This window comes from Rhizorhabdus phycosphaerae (assembly GCF_011044255.1).
Taxonomy (GTDB): domain Bacteria; phylum Pseudomonadota; class Alphaproteobacteria; order Sphingomonadales; family Sphingomonadaceae; genus Rhizorhabdus; species Rhizorhabdus phycosphaerae.
Genome location: NZ_CP049107.1, coordinates 4,070,571 through 4,083,283 on the forward strand (window position 1 = coordinate 4,070,571; position 12,713 = coordinate 4,083,283).

Below are 12,713 nucleotides of genomic sequence, written 5' to 3' on the forward strand. Positions count from 1 at the left end.
ATTTTGCGCGCATTTTTTTGGCGTTCGCACTATAGGGCGCGAATTCCCAATCGTCCTGTTCGTGGTTTTTTGGAGGTCTCGTTGTTCAAAGGTCTGCGGCCGATCGTCTATGGTGGGCGCGAAGTCTGGCCCCTTATCGAAGGTGGCAAGGGTGTCGCGGCGACCAATCATGCGAGTTCGGGAGCGTGGGCCGCAGCGGGCGGTGTCGGGACGGTGTCTGCCGTCAATGCGGACAGCTATGATGCCGAAGGCAAGATCATTCCGCAGGTCTACCGCGCGCTCACCCGGCGTGACCGGCACGAAGAACTGGTCTCCTATGCGATCGACGGCGCGGTCGAGCAGGTCAAGCGAGCATTCGAGATTTCCGGCGGCAAGGGTGCCATCAACATCAACGTCCTGTGGGAAATGGGTGGCGCCCAGCGCGTGCTGCACGGCGTGCTCGAACGCACCCGGGGCATGGTGGCCGGCGTAACCTGCGGTGCGGGCATGCCGTACAAGCTCAGCGAGATCGCGGCCTCCTACGGCGTGCATTATCTGCCGATCGTCTCCTCGGGGCGCGCCTTCAGCGCGCTGTGGAAGCGCGCTTATTCCAAGGCGGCCGAATGGCTCGCCGCGGTTGTCTATGAGGATCCCTGGCTCGCCGGCGGCCATAACGGCCTGTCCAATGCGGAAGATCCGCGCCAGCCGCAGGACCCCTATCCGCGGGTGAAGGCACTGCGCGACACGATGCGGCAGGGCGGCATTTCCGACGATGTGCCGATCGTGATGGCCGGCGGCGTCTGGTATCTGCGCGACTGGAACGACTGGATCGACAATCCCGAACTCGGCCAGATCGCCTTCCAGTTCGGGACGCGCCCGTTGCTGACCAAGGAAAGCCCCATTCCCCAGGGGTGGAAGGACGAGCTCACCAAGCTGGAGCCGGGCGACGTGCTGCTCCATCGCTTCTCGCCGACGGGTTTCTATTCTTCGGCGGTGCGCAATCCCTTCCTGCGCAATCTCGAGGCCCGCTCCGAGCGGCAGATCGCCTTCTCCATGGAAGCTGCCGGTGACCATCAATATCAGCTCGACGTGGGCGTGAAGGGCAAGAGCTTCTGGGTGACGCTCGGCGATCTCCAACGCGCGCGCGAATGGTATGGCCTTGGCTTCACCAATGCGCTGAAGACACCGGACAACACGCTCGTCTTCGTTACCACCGAGGAGATGAAGACGATCCGCAAGGATCAGGCCGACTGCATGGGCTGCCTCAGCCAGTGCGCTTTCTCGTCCTGGGCGGATAATGAGAATAATTCGACCGGCCGCCTCGCCGATCCGCGCAGCTTCTGCATCCAGAAAACGCTTCAGGACATCGCCCATGGCGGCCCTGTCGATCAGAATCTGATGTTCGCAGGTCATGCCGCCTATAAGTTCAAACAGGACCCCTTCTACTCGAACGGTTTCGTGCCGACCGTGAAGCAGCTGGTCGACCGCATCCTGACCGGCGACTGAGGCTGCTGCCGGGTGGGCGCAGGCGCGGTCACCCGGCGATTACTCGACCTGGTGGGTAGAGATAAACTTTCCGCCGCCTAAGAATGGCTGGGCTTCGAATCGTCGGCGATCCGGATAAGGTCGCGGCATGAAGACAGCCCTCGTCATCCGCCATGTTCCCTATGAAGGCATAGCCGGCTTTCGTGCGCCCGTCGAAGCGGCGGGCTTCGTGATCGACCGCATCGACGTCACCGATCCGGAATTCCCGAATGTCGATTTCGACAGTCCGGATCTGGTCGTGATGATGGGTGGACCGATGGGCGTGTATGAGACCGACCGCCATCCCTGGATCGGCTGCGAAATCGCGCGTCTGGCGCGGCGCATCATGCTCGACCGGCCGACACTGGGCGTCTGCCTGGGCAGCCAGATGATCGCCGCCGCCATGGGCGCCCGCGTCTATGCGGGGCCGGTCAAGGAAGTGGGCTTCGCCCCGGTCGCGATAACCGATACGGGGCTTTCCTCTCCGCTGCGGCATATCGCGGATGTGCCCGTACTGCACTGGCATGGCGACACGTTCGACCTTCCAGAGGGGGCGGAGTTGCTTGCCTCGTCGGACAAATATGCACACCAGGCCTTCCGCCGGGGGCAGAACATCCTTGCCCTGCAATGCCATCCGGAGATGGGCGAGGATCCCCGCTTCGACGCATGGCTGGAAGACGAGCCCTATATCCATGCGGCGGGGACCAGCGTCGAGGCGCTGCGGGATGATCATGGCCGGCATGGAAGCCGGGCGGTAGAGGCCGGCCGTCGCATGATCGCGGACTGGCTGGCGCGTATAGATATGTAACATTTGCCTAACTTCCCACTGCGCGGCTTCACGGATAGATTGATGGTCTTCCGGGGGAGTGTGCAGATGGAATGGTCCGAAGAAGTGCAGGACGGTGCGATCATTGCCGTCCCTGCCGGCAAGGTGGACGAGTCGACTGCTGCGCTGTTCGGTGCGCAGCTGGAACAGGCGGTCGAGCGCTGCGCCGGCAGCAGCGCCAGGCTGGTGCTCGACTGCCATGGTATCGACTATATGTCGTCGCGCGGCTTGCGTGCGCTCACCCTCGCCAAGCGCAAGGCGGACGGGGCAGGGGTCCGCATCCTGCTGGCACGGCCGAACGAGATCGTGCGCGAGATATTGGCGATCAGCCGCTACGATAAGTTATTCGGAGTCACCGACACGGTCGAGGCCGCGCTGACCGCCTGACCTGTCATCCGGGGGGATGCGATGCTGGTTCGTTTCTGGGGGACACGAGGCTCTCTGGCGGTCGCGCAGACCGCGACCTCGATCCGCGACAAGATTGCCGGCGCGCTCGTCGCCGCGCAGGGCAGGCGCTTTGCCGACAAGGCGGAAGCGCTGGCCTTCGTGGAGGGCGAACTCGATTTCGCGGCGGGCGCGACCTATGGCGGCGCCACCACCTGCATCGAGATCGAGACCGATGCCGGCGACGGTTCCTTTCTCCTGTGCGACTTCGGGACCGGCGCGCGGGAGTTCGGGATAAACGCGTTCGGGCGCATGGCTGCGGGCCACAAGCGCGAGTTCAACATCTTCATGTCCCATCTCCATTGGGACCATATCGGCGGCTTTCCCTTCTTCGGACCAGCCTTCGACCCCGCTTCGCGCATCGTGATTCACTCGGGCCATCCCGATGCCGAGCAGGCCTTCCGCCGGCAGCAGGAGGAGATCAGCTTTCCGGTCGCCTTCGACTGGCTGCGCGCGAAGATCGAGTTCCGTACGCTGGTGCCGGGCGAGACCTATGCGATCGGCGGCGTACAGGTCGAGATGATGGAGCAGAATCACAGCCACAGGAGCTTCGGTTATCGCTTCACCGACGCCGCTGGAAAGACGGCCATCTTCTCCACCGACAGCGAGCACAAGATCGAGGCCATGGAGGATGAGGAAGAGGTCGCCCGCTTCTTCCGCGAGGCCGATCTCGTGATCTGCGACACGATGTACTCGCTGGCCGATGCGGTCTCGATGAAAGAGGACTGGGGCCACAGCTCCAATATCGTTGCGATCGACATCTGCCATCAGGCAGCCGCGCGACGCCTTGCGCTCTTCCACCACGAGCCCGTCTACAGCGATGCGGACATCGAGCGGATGCACAAAGAGAGCATCCGCTATGAGGAATTGACCCGCCGCGACCAGCCGCTCGAGGTGCTGTGCGCCTATGACGGGCTCGAGGTGAAGCTCTGACCGCCTCACCCCGCCGTCGGGTCTGGCTGGCGGGTCTTGCCGGACTGATCTTCGCGGTCTTCACAACCGCCCTCGCGGGCCCGGAACTGCGCACTTCGCTGTTCGACCTGTGGCAGCGCCTGTCTCCGCGCGACCTTTCCGCCTCGCCGGTGCGGGTCGTGATGATCGATTCGGAAAGCCTTGAGGCGATCGGTCCCTGGCCGTGGCCCCGCTATCACATCGCCCGGCTTGTCGAGGAGATCGCGGCTCGCAAGCCGGCTGCGATCGGTCTCGACATGCTCTTTCCTGAGCCGGACCGCATCCGGCCCGACATCTTCGCGGCCTTCTACCCCGAACTCGGCGGGCCTGCCCGCGCCGAGGTCCTTGCTCTCCCGTCGATGGATGGCCTGTTCGGTCAGGTGGTCGCCCACGCGCCGGTCATACTCGGCCGGGCAGCGACGCCTGCCGCCGGCAGCGATCCGGCCGGCCTGGTGGTGGACCCGGTCATCAAGGGCGACCCCCCCGCCGATCTCGCGGCGCAGCCGCGCGCGGTCGCGAACATTGGGCCGCTGGAGCAGGCGGCGCTCGGCCATGGCCTTCTCAACGGCCCGCCCGATCGGGACGGCACCGTCCGCTCCGTTCCCCTGCTGATGCGCGTCGGCGCACGGCCCATGCCCGGCTTCGCTGTCGAGGTCGCCCGCGTCGCCGCTGGAGAAGACGGGTTCGCCGTGGCGCCCGGACAGGTGGCGCTGGGCGATCGCCGCATCCCCGTCGACATGCGCGGCGCAATGGCGCTGCGCTTCGGCCATATCCCTCACTCTCACATCGTCTCGGCGGCGGACGTCCTGCGGCAGGGCTTCCCGGCCGATGCCTTTGCGGGGCGCATCGTTCTGGTCGGGCTTTCGGCGGAAGGGACCGCCGACATCGTCGCCACGCCGATGGCGGCTGAAGGTTTCGGCACGCTCGTCCAGGCGCAGGCGGTCGATGCGATATTGCGGAAGGGATGGCTCGGCCGACCGGCCGGGGCGGCAGCGGTCGAGTGGGGAGCAGGACTGGTGCTCGCCTTGTTGTGCATCGGCCTGTTGCCGGTCCGATCCCGCTGGCGCTGGGCCCCGCTGCTCGGCTGCGTCGCGGTTGCCGCAGCGTGCTGGGTGTCGTTCGACCAGTTTTCTCTGCTGCTCGATCCGATCCGCCCGGTCATGCTCGCAGCTGGCGCGGCGTTGGGGAGCGCGACCGGGCTGTTCGTCGAGGCACGGCGCGAGCGGGAGCGGCTGCGCGAGACGCTGCTCCAGGAACGACTGGCCGCCGCCGCCACCGAGGGCGAGTTGCAGGCTGCGCGATCGATCCAGATCGGCATGCTGCCGCCGCGCGCGGAGCTGGCACGGACCGATCCGAGGCTCGACGTCGATGCTGTGCTCGAGCCGGCCAGGTCGATCGGTGGCGATCTCTACGACGTCATCCGGCTCGACGCGGACCGGGTCGCCTTCATTCTGGGCGATGTGACCGGCAAGGGGGTTCCCGCCGCCTTGTTCATGGCGTTGTCCAAGGCGCTCGCCAAAAGCGTCGCTTTGCGCGGGCTGCCCGACCTCGCCGAGGTGGCGTTCGTGCTCAATGAAGAACTGATGCGCGACAATGGCGAGGCGATGAACGTCACGATGGTCATCGGCGTGATCGACCTGACGAACGGGGAGGTCCGGCTGGTGAATGCCGGTCATGAAGACCCGCTCCACGTCGACCTCGCCGGACAGGTGGCGGTACACCGGCTCGACGGGGGGCCGCCTTTCTGCATCGTCGACTTTCCCTATCCCGAGGAACGGCTCGTGCTTCGGCCGGGTGAAGCGCTGGTGCTGATCTCCGACGGGGTGAGCGAAGCGCAGGATCAGGCCGGCACCCTGTTTGGCCACGATCGGCTGACGGGGGTCCTCGGCGGCCTCTCCGGCGCGACGGCTATGGTCGACGGACTGCGCGACGCGGTGAGGCTGTTCGAGAGGGGCTGCGACCCGAGCGACGACCTTACCATTCTCGCCCTGCGCTATCTCGGCCCGCAGGCTGGAAGCGCGGGCGCTATCGAACGATGACCTCGACGCGTCGGTTGGCCGGCGAAGCATAATTATCGCCCTTGTCCTCAAGCGGCTCGCGCTCGCCGCGCCCGACTGCCGTCAGCAGGGCCGGTTCGATGCCCAGGTCGGCCAGGGCCTTGACCACTTCCTCCGCGCGCCGCTCCGACAGCACGTCATTGTCTTCCACCTTGCCGACCGTGTCGGTGTGACCGGTGACCTGCACTTCCGCACCGGGCCGCTCCGCAACCTCCTTCTTCAGGAAGTCGAGGCCGGGCTGCGATTCCGGGGTCAGTCTGGTCGTTCCCTGCTGGAAATAGAGCCGCAACCGGACCGGCGGTGGCGGCAGCGCCTGAAGAAGCGCCAGGCGTCGCGCATTGAGCTTGTCCGGGTTGATCGCACGGGTCTTCGGCCGGCCCGAAAGATTGGTGCTGCTGTTGAGCTCTGTCACGACATAGTCGACCGGCTTGCCATTTTCCTCGAGCACGGCGACCGCGCCCTGCTTCCCCTCTTCGCTGGGAAGAAGGGTCAGGGTCGGTCCGGTCGCGCAGGCGCTCAGACAGGAGACCAGCAGGAGGGACGCGATGGTCCGGCGGATCATTTGGGTACCTCCACGATGAAGCGGGTACCCCGAACGCCCAGAAGCGACGTCGGGGTCCGTACTTTCATCGCATCGCGCTTCGACTTGGCGATCTGGCCCGAGACGACCGCAAGCGATCCTCGATCGACCCGCGTCACGAAGGCGCCGGCCTGGGTGGTGCGGTTATAATCGAACTGGTCGACCGCGATGCGGCTGTTCGGTCCTACCGAGAAGCGGGTGTCGTCGATGAAGGTCAGGCTGAGCTGCCCGTCCTTGCCGGTCACCAGAACATCGCCGGGCTGCAGCTGAAACCCCGGCGAGGGGGTCAGTCGCCCGGCGCCACGTTCGATGGACGTGACGCCGGTCGCGCGCTTGATGCGGGCGATCTCGGCCCAGGCAGGTTGGGCCGCCAGCAGCACGCCCGAAAGGATAAGCAAAGCCCGTTTCATGATTCTCGCCATCCCCATGACCAGCAACTCGTGACATAGCGCATTAATGGCTGACCGGGACTCGAAATCGGCGCAGGTAACCATAGGTTGCAATGGCGCCACGGCCGTTGCGGTGCTCACCGCCGCGGCAAGATCTTTCGCCGGCGATGTGGGCCTCGCGCCGCCGACCGCCGCCCGGCTGGCGATCCTCGTCGAGGAACTGGTGACGAACGCACGCGAACATGGCGGTGTGTCCGATGCCGACCGGATAGAACTCGCTCTGGGTGTGGAGCAGGGGGCGCCCTGTCTGACCTTGCGCGATCCCGGCCGTCCGTTCGATCCCCGGCTGCAAGCCACGGGTGGCCCCAATCCCGAGCGCGGCGGTGGCGCTGGCCTGGAGCTCGTCCGAAACTGGGCGGAGATCGTCGACTATCGGCGGGCGGACGGATGGAACGAACTGCGCCTGCGCCTGCGCGCGGCGTGACGGTCGGTCCGACGCGCCGTTATGTTACGACGCTCTTGCGGCGGGCCTTTCGCTGCCCGGGGTCAGGGGCTATGGCAGGCGCTTATCCGCTGACGGGGAAATGACGTTGCAACTGTCCGCTACCGCCGCCGCCGCGGCCATACATTTCAGCGATCTGGGCCTGGATCCGATCGCTCTCGATCTCGGTATCCTTCAGATTCACTGGTATTCGCTGGCCTACATCACCGGCATCCTGCTCGGCTGGTATTATCTTACGCGGCTGATCGCGCAGCCCAATCCGCCGATGGAGCGGCGGCATGCCGACGACTTCGTCTTCTACGCGACCCTGGGCATATTGATCGGCGGGCGCCTCGCCTATGTCTTCTTCTACCAGCCCGAAATCCTCATGCACCCGCTCGACATATTCAAGCTGTGGGAGGGCGGCATGTCCTTCCACGGGGGCGCGCTGGGCGTTTCGGTGGGCATATTCTATATGGCGCGGCGCGACGGGCTCAGCTGGCTGCGTATCCACGACTATATCGCCTGCTGCACGCCGTTCGGACTGTTCTTCGGCAGGCTCGCCAATTTCGTGAACGGAGAGCTGTGGGGACGGCCGACCGATGTTCCCTGGGCCGTCATCTTCCCGGCCGCACCTGACGGCCTGCCCCGCCATCCCAGCCAGCTTTACGAGGCTGGTCTCGAGGGGCTGCTGCTGGGGCTGGTTCTCGCCTTTTTCTTCTGGCGGACCAACGCGCGTAACCAGCCGGGCAAGCTCGTGGGCATCTTCCTGCTCGGCTATGGCCTGAGCCGCTTCTTCGTCGAGTATTTCCGCGAGCCGGACATCCAGCTCGGCACGCTGAGCTGGGGGCTGACCATGGGCCAGACGCTGACTTTGCCGATGATCGTCGGCGGAGTCTATCTGATCGCCACCGCATCGCGTCGCCGGTCGATCGACGCCCGTGGGTAAGCATTTGCTAACCATGATATATTATGGTGCTGCGATTTGAACAGCGCAGAAGCAGGCTGATGGAGAGTAACGAGGACTTCGCCCACGCGCTGAGTCAGCGGATCAGGGAGCGGGGCAAGATCAGCGTCGCCGACTATATGGGGGCGTGCAACGCGCATTATTATGCCTCGCACGATCCGCTCGGCGCGCAGGGCGATTTCATCACTTCGCCCGAGGTCAGCCAGATGTTCGGCGAGATGATCGGCCTGTGGTGCGCCGACCTCTGGGCCCGTTCGGGGGCCGAGATCGTTCATTATGTCGAGCTGGGGCCGGGGCGGGGGACGCTCGCGGCCGATGCGCTTCGCGCCTTGGCCTCGCAGCGTCGTCACCCGCATGTGCATTTCGTCGAGACCAGCCCGGTGCTGCGGGAACAGCAGCGGCAGCGCGTTCCGAACGCGATCTGGCACAGCGCGATAGAAACGCTGCCCACCGACGCCCCGATGCTGGTGATCGCCAACGAGTTCTTCGACGCGCTGCCCTATCGGCAATATATCAAGACCTATTCTGGCTGGCGCGAACGCATGGTCACGCTCGACGATGACGGCTTTCGCGCGGTTCCCGGCGACAAGCCCGCGGAGAAGAAGGTGCCCGAGCATCTGCACGATGCCGTTGCCGGCAGCATCTATGAGACGTCGCCCGACGGACTGGCAGTGGCACGGGCGCTCGCGGGGCAGGTGGCGCGCCAGGGCGGGGCGGTGCTGGCTATCGATTATGGTCATGAGAATTACAATGCCGGCGACACGCTTCAGGCGCTCAACGCTCATGCCTATGCCGACGTGTTCAGCAATCCCGGGGCCAACGATCTGACGGCCCATGTCGACTTCACCGCCATGGCGCGCGTCGGCAAGCTGGGCGGAGCGCGGGTGCAGGGGCCCGTCTCGCAGAGCTTCTTCCTGAATACGCTGGGCATTACCGCCCGCGCGGCGACGCTTGCCCGCGCTCATCCGGAGCGGACCGACGAGATCGGGATCGCGCTGCACCGGCTGACGGCGGACGAAGAGATGGGCACTCTGTTCCGCGCAATCGCGCTGGTGTCTCCGTCCTGGCCACCCGCTGCGGGCTTTACAGGCGTATGAACCAGTCGATGCCGTAGGATCTCAGCGCGTTCGGATCAGTTGCGCGAGCAACGGTCTGTCGGACACGACGCTGTCGATCATTCCGAGCAGCTTCGCGTCAAAGCGAAGGCCATAATTGAAGCAGTTCGCGCCATCATAACCGGCTTGGCTCTCAGCGCAGAGAGATCCGACATGAATGCCGATTGCTGCATTCCTTGCTGGATCGAAATACATGCCGCCAGACGAACCCGGCGTTGAATCCGCCGACGCTGCCAACATCCGGCGGGTGTCGCTGATCCGCATGTCGTCGAAATGATCGACGACGACATTGCTGGGGAACAGCTTCGTCTGGCCGCTTGTGAGCCAAGGGTGGCTGCTCCTCAGGCTGCCGCCATGGAACGCGGCCAGTTTGACCGTCGGGGTGGAGAGGTGGCTCAGAATTTTGACGGCCGGTACCGATCTGACTGCAGCCCGCCGGTCGAGTTTCAGAACCGCCACATCATAGGAGCTGTCATAGCGGCGGCGTATATCCGCCCATTCCGACAGTCCGTACCGAAAGCCGATGACGTCGCGCAACGCGCCCTGGCCATCATAAAGGCGGAAGGTGCATTGGGTGGGCGACAAGGTGGTCTTATCCCTCGCGCCGGCCCGTGATCGCTGGAAAAACAGGTGAGCGGCGGTCACGACGGTGTCGGTACTGCCTACGATCCAGCCCGTCGCCGTCTTGGCGACGCTGGGGTTGGCTGGATCATGGCATTGAATCTCACCGACCGTGTCGAACCGTGTTGCGAGTTCGTTCGACCAGTTGAACCGGCCTGACTGTGATCCGCCCGCCAGCAGCACGGCCGCCGAAGGTGCGGACCAGGCGATCGCAGCGACCAGAAACGAGCACAGCGCGGATCTTGAATGACGGCAGTCGATGCCGCTCTTCGAAGACCTTCGAAGCAGCATGAGGTTCACCCTGTTGTGATGGCGTCCACCGGACGCGCTGGATCTGTCGGCGCCGGTTAGGCGAAGATCGCCCCCGAGCAATTCGCTGGATCGGAGGACGGACAGTCTGTCCGTTGAGGCCAGGTCGAAGGGCCCTGATCGGCTTTCATGCTTCACCCTTTCCGGTCGGTTGGCAGCGACGGCCATTCCATCAGAAGGGGGTGAAAATCGCGTTACCCGGAGGGGCTCATCAGCTGCGGAAACTGCGTGAAGGCAATTTCTGATGTGAAATAAAATATTGAATTTCAGAGGGAAATTTTTTCTGGGCCGTGGGTACGACCTTTGTCTATCGCCACCGCCACAAAGGACGACGGCAGATTTCCTTTCAACCGCAGCCTTCACCCCGAAACCCGGCCATTCGGCGTGGCGCCGGCTATTCCCAAATTAGCGGAGGGTGACGAAGATCTCCGCTTCGAGCACCCAATGTTCGCCCATTTCTCGCCATTTTGCGCTGTAGCTTCCGCCACAGGACGGCGTTCCGCCGCCGGCAGCGACCGACTCCCATTGGCCTGTCTCCAGCGCGAGCGGTTCGACGGCGGATATGACGATGCTGTCCGGCGTGCGGACATAGATCTCGCGCCCCTGCCGGGCGAATTCGCGCTTCCAAATCGAGAGTTGCGCTTTCCGGCCGGCGATTACCGCGCTGTCGCTGCCTGTCACCATGACGACGTCGGGCGCAAGCAGCGGCTGGATGGCGGCAAGGTCGCCCTCTGCGATAGCGCGGTTGAACGCGGCGCGGCGCACCCGGATGGCAAGTTCGGCAGCTGTGGTCATGGTTCCTCGATCGCCCGTGGCATCCGCTTGCCTTACAGCATGACGCGGCGATGTCTCCCCATCACCCTTCGGTCTCGGGCACGCAGGGGGCGGGGCGGACGGTCTTGCGCTGAACCTTCGTCGTCGCGAATTCTTCGGGGGTGAGGACGGTGCTGTTGTCGGCGTCGGCCTTGGCGAAACGCTCGCTGGTCTTGGCCGACCATTCCTCGAAGCTGAGCCGGCCATCGCCGTTGGCGTCGAGCTTTGCATAGGCCTTCCTGCGGCTCGCCAGATATTCCTCGCGGCTGATCTTGCCGTCCTTGTCCTTGTCGTAGCGGCCGAAGCGTTTTTCCTCGCGGGTCTTCTCGCTGGCGGCGGGCGGCGCACCGAGGGGGGCGTCCTGCGCATCCGCAGCCAGCGCCGGCGAGGGCAGGGAGGGGCCGGCGGCGTCGCTTTGCCAGAGCAGGAGTCCGCCTCCCGCCAACATCAAGCCTGCTGCCGCAATTGCCAAATAGCGCCACATCGGTCGGTCTCCCCGGTACCTTTGCCCGGGACCAGTCTATCGTCCGAGCAGCCCGTAGGCGAGACTGCGAAACAACCGTTTTGGAGAACCCTGCCGTCTGAGCCGGTCCGCCGGCAGGGCCGCGTCCGCGCGCGCCAGCAGCGTGAGCAGGCCGAGCGGGCGCAGGCTGCGGGGCCAAGCGCGGAGGTCGACCTGGGCGAGATGTCGGCTGGCCGCGGCCCGCGCTGTCCGGCGCGCCTCGGGCGACTGGAGGCGATGGCCGAGATCGGCAAGTGCCCAGCCGGCGCCGGCAGCTTCGATGTCGTCTGGGACCTGCCCGAGCAGCGTCGCCGCCATGCGGAACAGGGGGGCGCCACGCCCGGTGCCATGGGTTTCGATCTGCGCAACATTGGGCGTGTCTTCGTCGAGCAGGACCGACCATCCCTCTTCGAGCGCGGCCAAGTCGCTCCCGGTCACGCCGGCGGTCAGCGTCGCGGCCGAAAGTGCCTGCAGCAAGGGTTCGGCCGGCACGCGCGCCGACCGGTCGTCGAGATCGGCGAGCGCGTCGCGCCACCAGACAAGACGCATCGACCCGATCAGCGGATCGCGTGCGGCTGCCACGATCGCGCCCATGCGCTCATCCAGCTGCCATAGGGCAGCGAGTGCGGGCTTCCGCGCGGCGGCGGCATAGCTGAGCGCCAGCATTCTTTCGGGATCGGCGAGCAAGGGCGGTTCAGACGTGGTGGTGGACGCTGCCGTCGAGATGGCGCTGGAGCGCATCGATCAAGGTACCCCGGCTGAACGGCTTGCGGATGAGCTCATATTGCTTGGCATAGCCGAGCGCCAGTTCCTCGCTATAGCCGCTGACGAGGATGATCGGGAGATTGGGCCAGCGCCGATTGAGCCGCCGCGCCAGATGAATGCCGCTCAGCCCCGGCAGCACGACGTCGGTGAGGACGATGTCGAAATGCGCCGATTCCGGTTCGGCAAGCGCCAGCGCTTCCTCGGCGGAATTGACCACCGTGATGTCGAGCCCGAGGTCTTCGAGCATCAGACAGGTTACCTCGGCGATCTCCACCATGTCCTCGACATAGAGAAGGCGCGGCGAGTGAGTGCCGTCCCGCAAGATCAGGGGTAGATCCTCTGCCTTGTACTTGTGGCCATCGGACATGTGACCGCTCCCGAGCACGCGAC

15 protein-coding genes are annotated in these 12,713 nt (G+C 65.1%); 8 read left to right on the forward strand and 7 right to left on the reverse strand.

Annotated elements, in window-relative coordinates; translation table 11 throughout:
* The first annotated feature begins 81 nt into the window (after positions 1 to 81).
* From G6P88_RS18940 to G6P88_RS18960, 5 genes are all read left to right on the forward strand, one after another.
* A complete protein-coding gene (locus tag G6P88_RS18940) occupies positions 82 to 1,485 on the forward strand; it encodes an NAD(P)H-dependent flavin oxidoreductase (protein WP_165324586.1) in 1,404 nt (467 codons plus the stop codon).
* Between the two features lie 127 nt (positions 1,486 to 1,612).
* Positions 1,613 to 2,311 carry a glutamine amidotransferase gene (locus tag G6P88_RS18945; RefSeq protein ID WP_165324587.1) on the forward strand — a complete coding sequence of 233 codons (699 nt, stop codon included), beginning with the start codon at positions 1,613 to 1,615 and terminating at the stop codon, positions 2,309 to 2,311.
* Positions 2,312 to 2,377: 66 nt separating this feature from the next.
* The gene (locus G6P88_RS18950) at positions 2,378 to 2,716 is read left to right on the forward strand and encodes an STAS domain-containing protein (protein ID WP_165324588.1); all 339 of its coding nucleotides are present in this window, start codon (positions 2,378 to 2,380) and stop codon (positions 2,714 to 2,716) included.
* A gap of 21 nt (positions 2,717 to 2,737) precedes the next feature.
* Positions 2,738 to 3,706: an MBL fold metallo-hydrolase gene (locus tag G6P88_RS18955; protein ID WP_165324589.1), complete on the forward strand. Its 969-nt coding sequence runs from the start codon at positions 2,738 to 2,740 to the stop codon at positions 3,704 to 3,706.
* A 47-nt stretch (positions 3,707 to 3,753) separates the two neighbouring features.
* A complete protein-coding gene (locus tag G6P88_RS18960; RefSeq protein ID WP_226946853.1) occupies positions 3,754 to 5,763 on the forward strand; it encodes a CHASE2 domain-containing protein in 2,010 nt (669 codons plus the stop codon).
* Here the strand turns inward: G6P88_RS18960 and G6P88_RS18965 are convergent.
* A complete protein-coding gene (locus tag G6P88_RS18965) occupies positions 5,750 to 6,343 on the reverse strand; it encodes an OmpA family protein (protein ID WP_165324591.1) in 594 nt (197 codons plus the stop codon). The genes G6P88_RS18960 and G6P88_RS18965 overlap by 14 nt on opposite strands.
* Positions 6,340 to 6,771, reverse strand: coding sequence for a FecR family protein (locus tag G6P88_RS18970; protein WP_165324592.1), 432 nt, complete (start codon positions 6,769 to 6,771; stop codon positions 6,340 to 6,342). The genes G6P88_RS18965 and G6P88_RS18970 overlap by 4 nt, the downstream gene beginning before the upstream one ends.
* A 46-nt stretch (positions 6,772 to 6,817) precedes the next feature.
* Here G6P88_RS18970 and G6P88_RS18975 point away from each other — a divergent pair, with 46 nt between their 5' ends.
* The 3 genes from G6P88_RS18975 to G6P88_RS18985 all read left to right on the forward strand — a co-directional run bounded on the left by G6P88_RS18975 (position 6,818) and on the right by G6P88_RS18985 (position 9,295).
* On the forward strand, positions 6,818 to 7,234 hold the full coding sequence (locus G6P88_RS18975) for an ATP-binding protein (RefSeq protein ID WP_165324593.1): 417 nt from the start codon (positions 6,818 to 6,820) through the stop codon (positions 7,232 to 7,234).
* Between the two features lie 100 nt (positions 7,235 to 7,334).
* The gene (lgt, locus tag G6P88_RS18980; RefSeq protein WP_425594461.1) at positions 7,335 to 8,180 is read left to right on the forward strand and encodes a prolipoprotein diacylglyceryl transferase; all 846 of its coding nucleotides are present in this window, start codon (positions 7,335 to 7,337) and stop codon (positions 8,178 to 8,180) included.
* A gap of 59 nt (positions 8,181 to 8,239) precedes the next feature.
* The gene (locus tag G6P88_RS18985) at positions 8,240 to 9,295 is read left to right on the forward strand and encodes a class I SAM-dependent methyltransferase (protein ID WP_165324594.1); all 1,056 of its coding nucleotides are present in this window, start codon (positions 8,240 to 8,242) and stop codon (positions 9,293 to 9,295) included.
* 21 nt (positions 9,296 to 9,316) lie between these two features.
* On the opposite strand, the gene G6P88_RS18990 is transcribed toward G6P88_RS18985, so the two are convergent.
* The 5 genes from G6P88_RS18990 to G6P88_RS19010 all read right to left on the reverse strand — a co-directional run bounded on the left by G6P88_RS18990 (position 9,317) and on the right by G6P88_RS19010 (position 12,690).
* Positions 9,317 to 10,225 (reverse strand): trypsin-like peptidase domain-containing protein, encoded by a 909-nt coding sequence (locus tag G6P88_RS18990; RefSeq protein ID WP_226946855.1) that lies wholly within the window; start codon positions 10,223 to 10,225, stop codon positions 9,317 to 9,319.
* A 423-nt stretch (positions 10,226 to 10,648) separates the two neighbouring features.
* Positions 10,649 to 11,038 carry a nuclear transport factor 2 family protein gene (locus tag G6P88_RS18995; RefSeq protein ID WP_165324596.1) on the reverse strand — a complete coding sequence of 130 codons (390 nt, stop codon included), beginning with the start codon at positions 11,036 to 11,038 and terminating at the stop codon, positions 10,649 to 10,651.
* A gap of 61 nt (positions 11,039 to 11,099) precedes the next feature.
* Complete coding sequence (locus G6P88_RS19000; RefSeq protein ID WP_165324597.1) at positions 11,100 to 11,540, reverse strand: EF-hand domain-containing protein; 441 nt, start codon at positions 11,538 to 11,540, stop codon at positions 11,100 to 11,102.
* A 36-nt stretch (positions 11,541 to 11,576) separates the two neighbouring features.
* A complete protein-coding gene (locus tag G6P88_RS19005) occupies positions 11,577 to 12,299 on the reverse strand; it encodes a squalene/phytoene synthase family protein (protein ID WP_226946642.1) in 723 nt (240 codons plus the stop codon).
* Entirely contained in the window at positions 12,253 to 12,690 is a 438-nt protein-coding gene (locus G6P88_RS19010; protein ID WP_165324598.1) for a response regulator, read from the reverse strand. The genes G6P88_RS19005 and G6P88_RS19010 overlap by 47 nt, the downstream gene beginning before the upstream one ends.
* Between the last annotated feature and the right edge of the window lie 23 nt (positions 12,691 to 12,713).

What these genes read in the sequence shown, in the direction of transcription:
- G6P88_RS18945 (WP_165324587.1), top strand. Translation starts at nt 1,613, where the DNA reads ATGAAGACAGCCCTCGTCATCCGCCATGTTCCCTATGAAGGCATAGCC.
- G6P88_RS18950 (WP_165324588.1), top strand. Translation starts at nt 2,378, where the DNA reads ATGGAATGGTCCGAAGAAGTGCAGGACGGTGCGATCATTGCCGTCCCT.
- G6P88_RS18955 (WP_165324589.1), top strand. Translation starts at nt 2,738, where the DNA reads ATGCTGGTTCGTTTCTGGGGGACACGAGGCTCTCTGGCGGTCGCGCAG.
- G6P88_RS18965 (WP_165324591.1), bottom strand. Translation starts at nt 6,343, where the DNA reads ATGATCCGCCGGACCATCGCGTCCCTCCTGCTGGTCTCCTGTCTGAGC.
- G6P88_RS18970 (WP_165324592.1), bottom strand. Translation starts at nt 6,771, where the DNA reads ATGAAACGGGCTTTGCTTATCCTTTCGGGCGTGCTGCTGGCGGCCCAA.
- G6P88_RS18975 (WP_165324593.1), top strand. Translation starts at nt 6,818, where the DNA reads ATGGCTGACCGGGACTCGAAATCGGCGCAGGTAACCATAGGTTGCAAT.
- lgt (WP_425594461.1), top strand. Translation starts at nt 7,335, where the DNA reads ATGACGTTGCAACTGTCCGCTACCGCCGCCGCCGCGGCCATACATTTC.
- G6P88_RS18985 (WP_165324594.1), top strand. Translation starts at nt 8,240, where the DNA reads ATGGAGAGTAACGAGGACTTCGCCCACGCGCTGAGTCAGCGGATCAGG.
- G6P88_RS18990 (WP_226946855.1), bottom strand. Translation starts at nt 10,225, where the DNA reads ATGCTGCTTCGAAGGTCTTCGAAGAGCGGCATCGACTGCCGTCATTCA.
- G6P88_RS18995 (WP_165324596.1), bottom strand. Translation starts at nt 11,038, where the DNA reads ATGACCACAGCTGCCGAACTTGCCATCCGGGTGCGCCGCGCCGCGTTC.
- G6P88_RS19000 (WP_165324597.1), bottom strand. Translation starts at nt 11,540, where the DNA reads ATGTGGCGCTATTTGGCAATTGCGGCAGCAGGCTTGATGTTGGCGGGA.
- G6P88_RS19005 (WP_226946642.1), bottom strand. Translation starts at nt 12,299, where the DNA reads ATGCGCTCCAGCGCCATCTCGACGGCAGCGTCCACCACCACGTCTGAA.
- G6P88_RS19010 (WP_165324598.1), bottom strand. Translation starts at nt 12,690, where the DNA reads ATGTCCGATGGCCACAAGTACAAGGCAGAGGATCTACCCCTGATCTTG.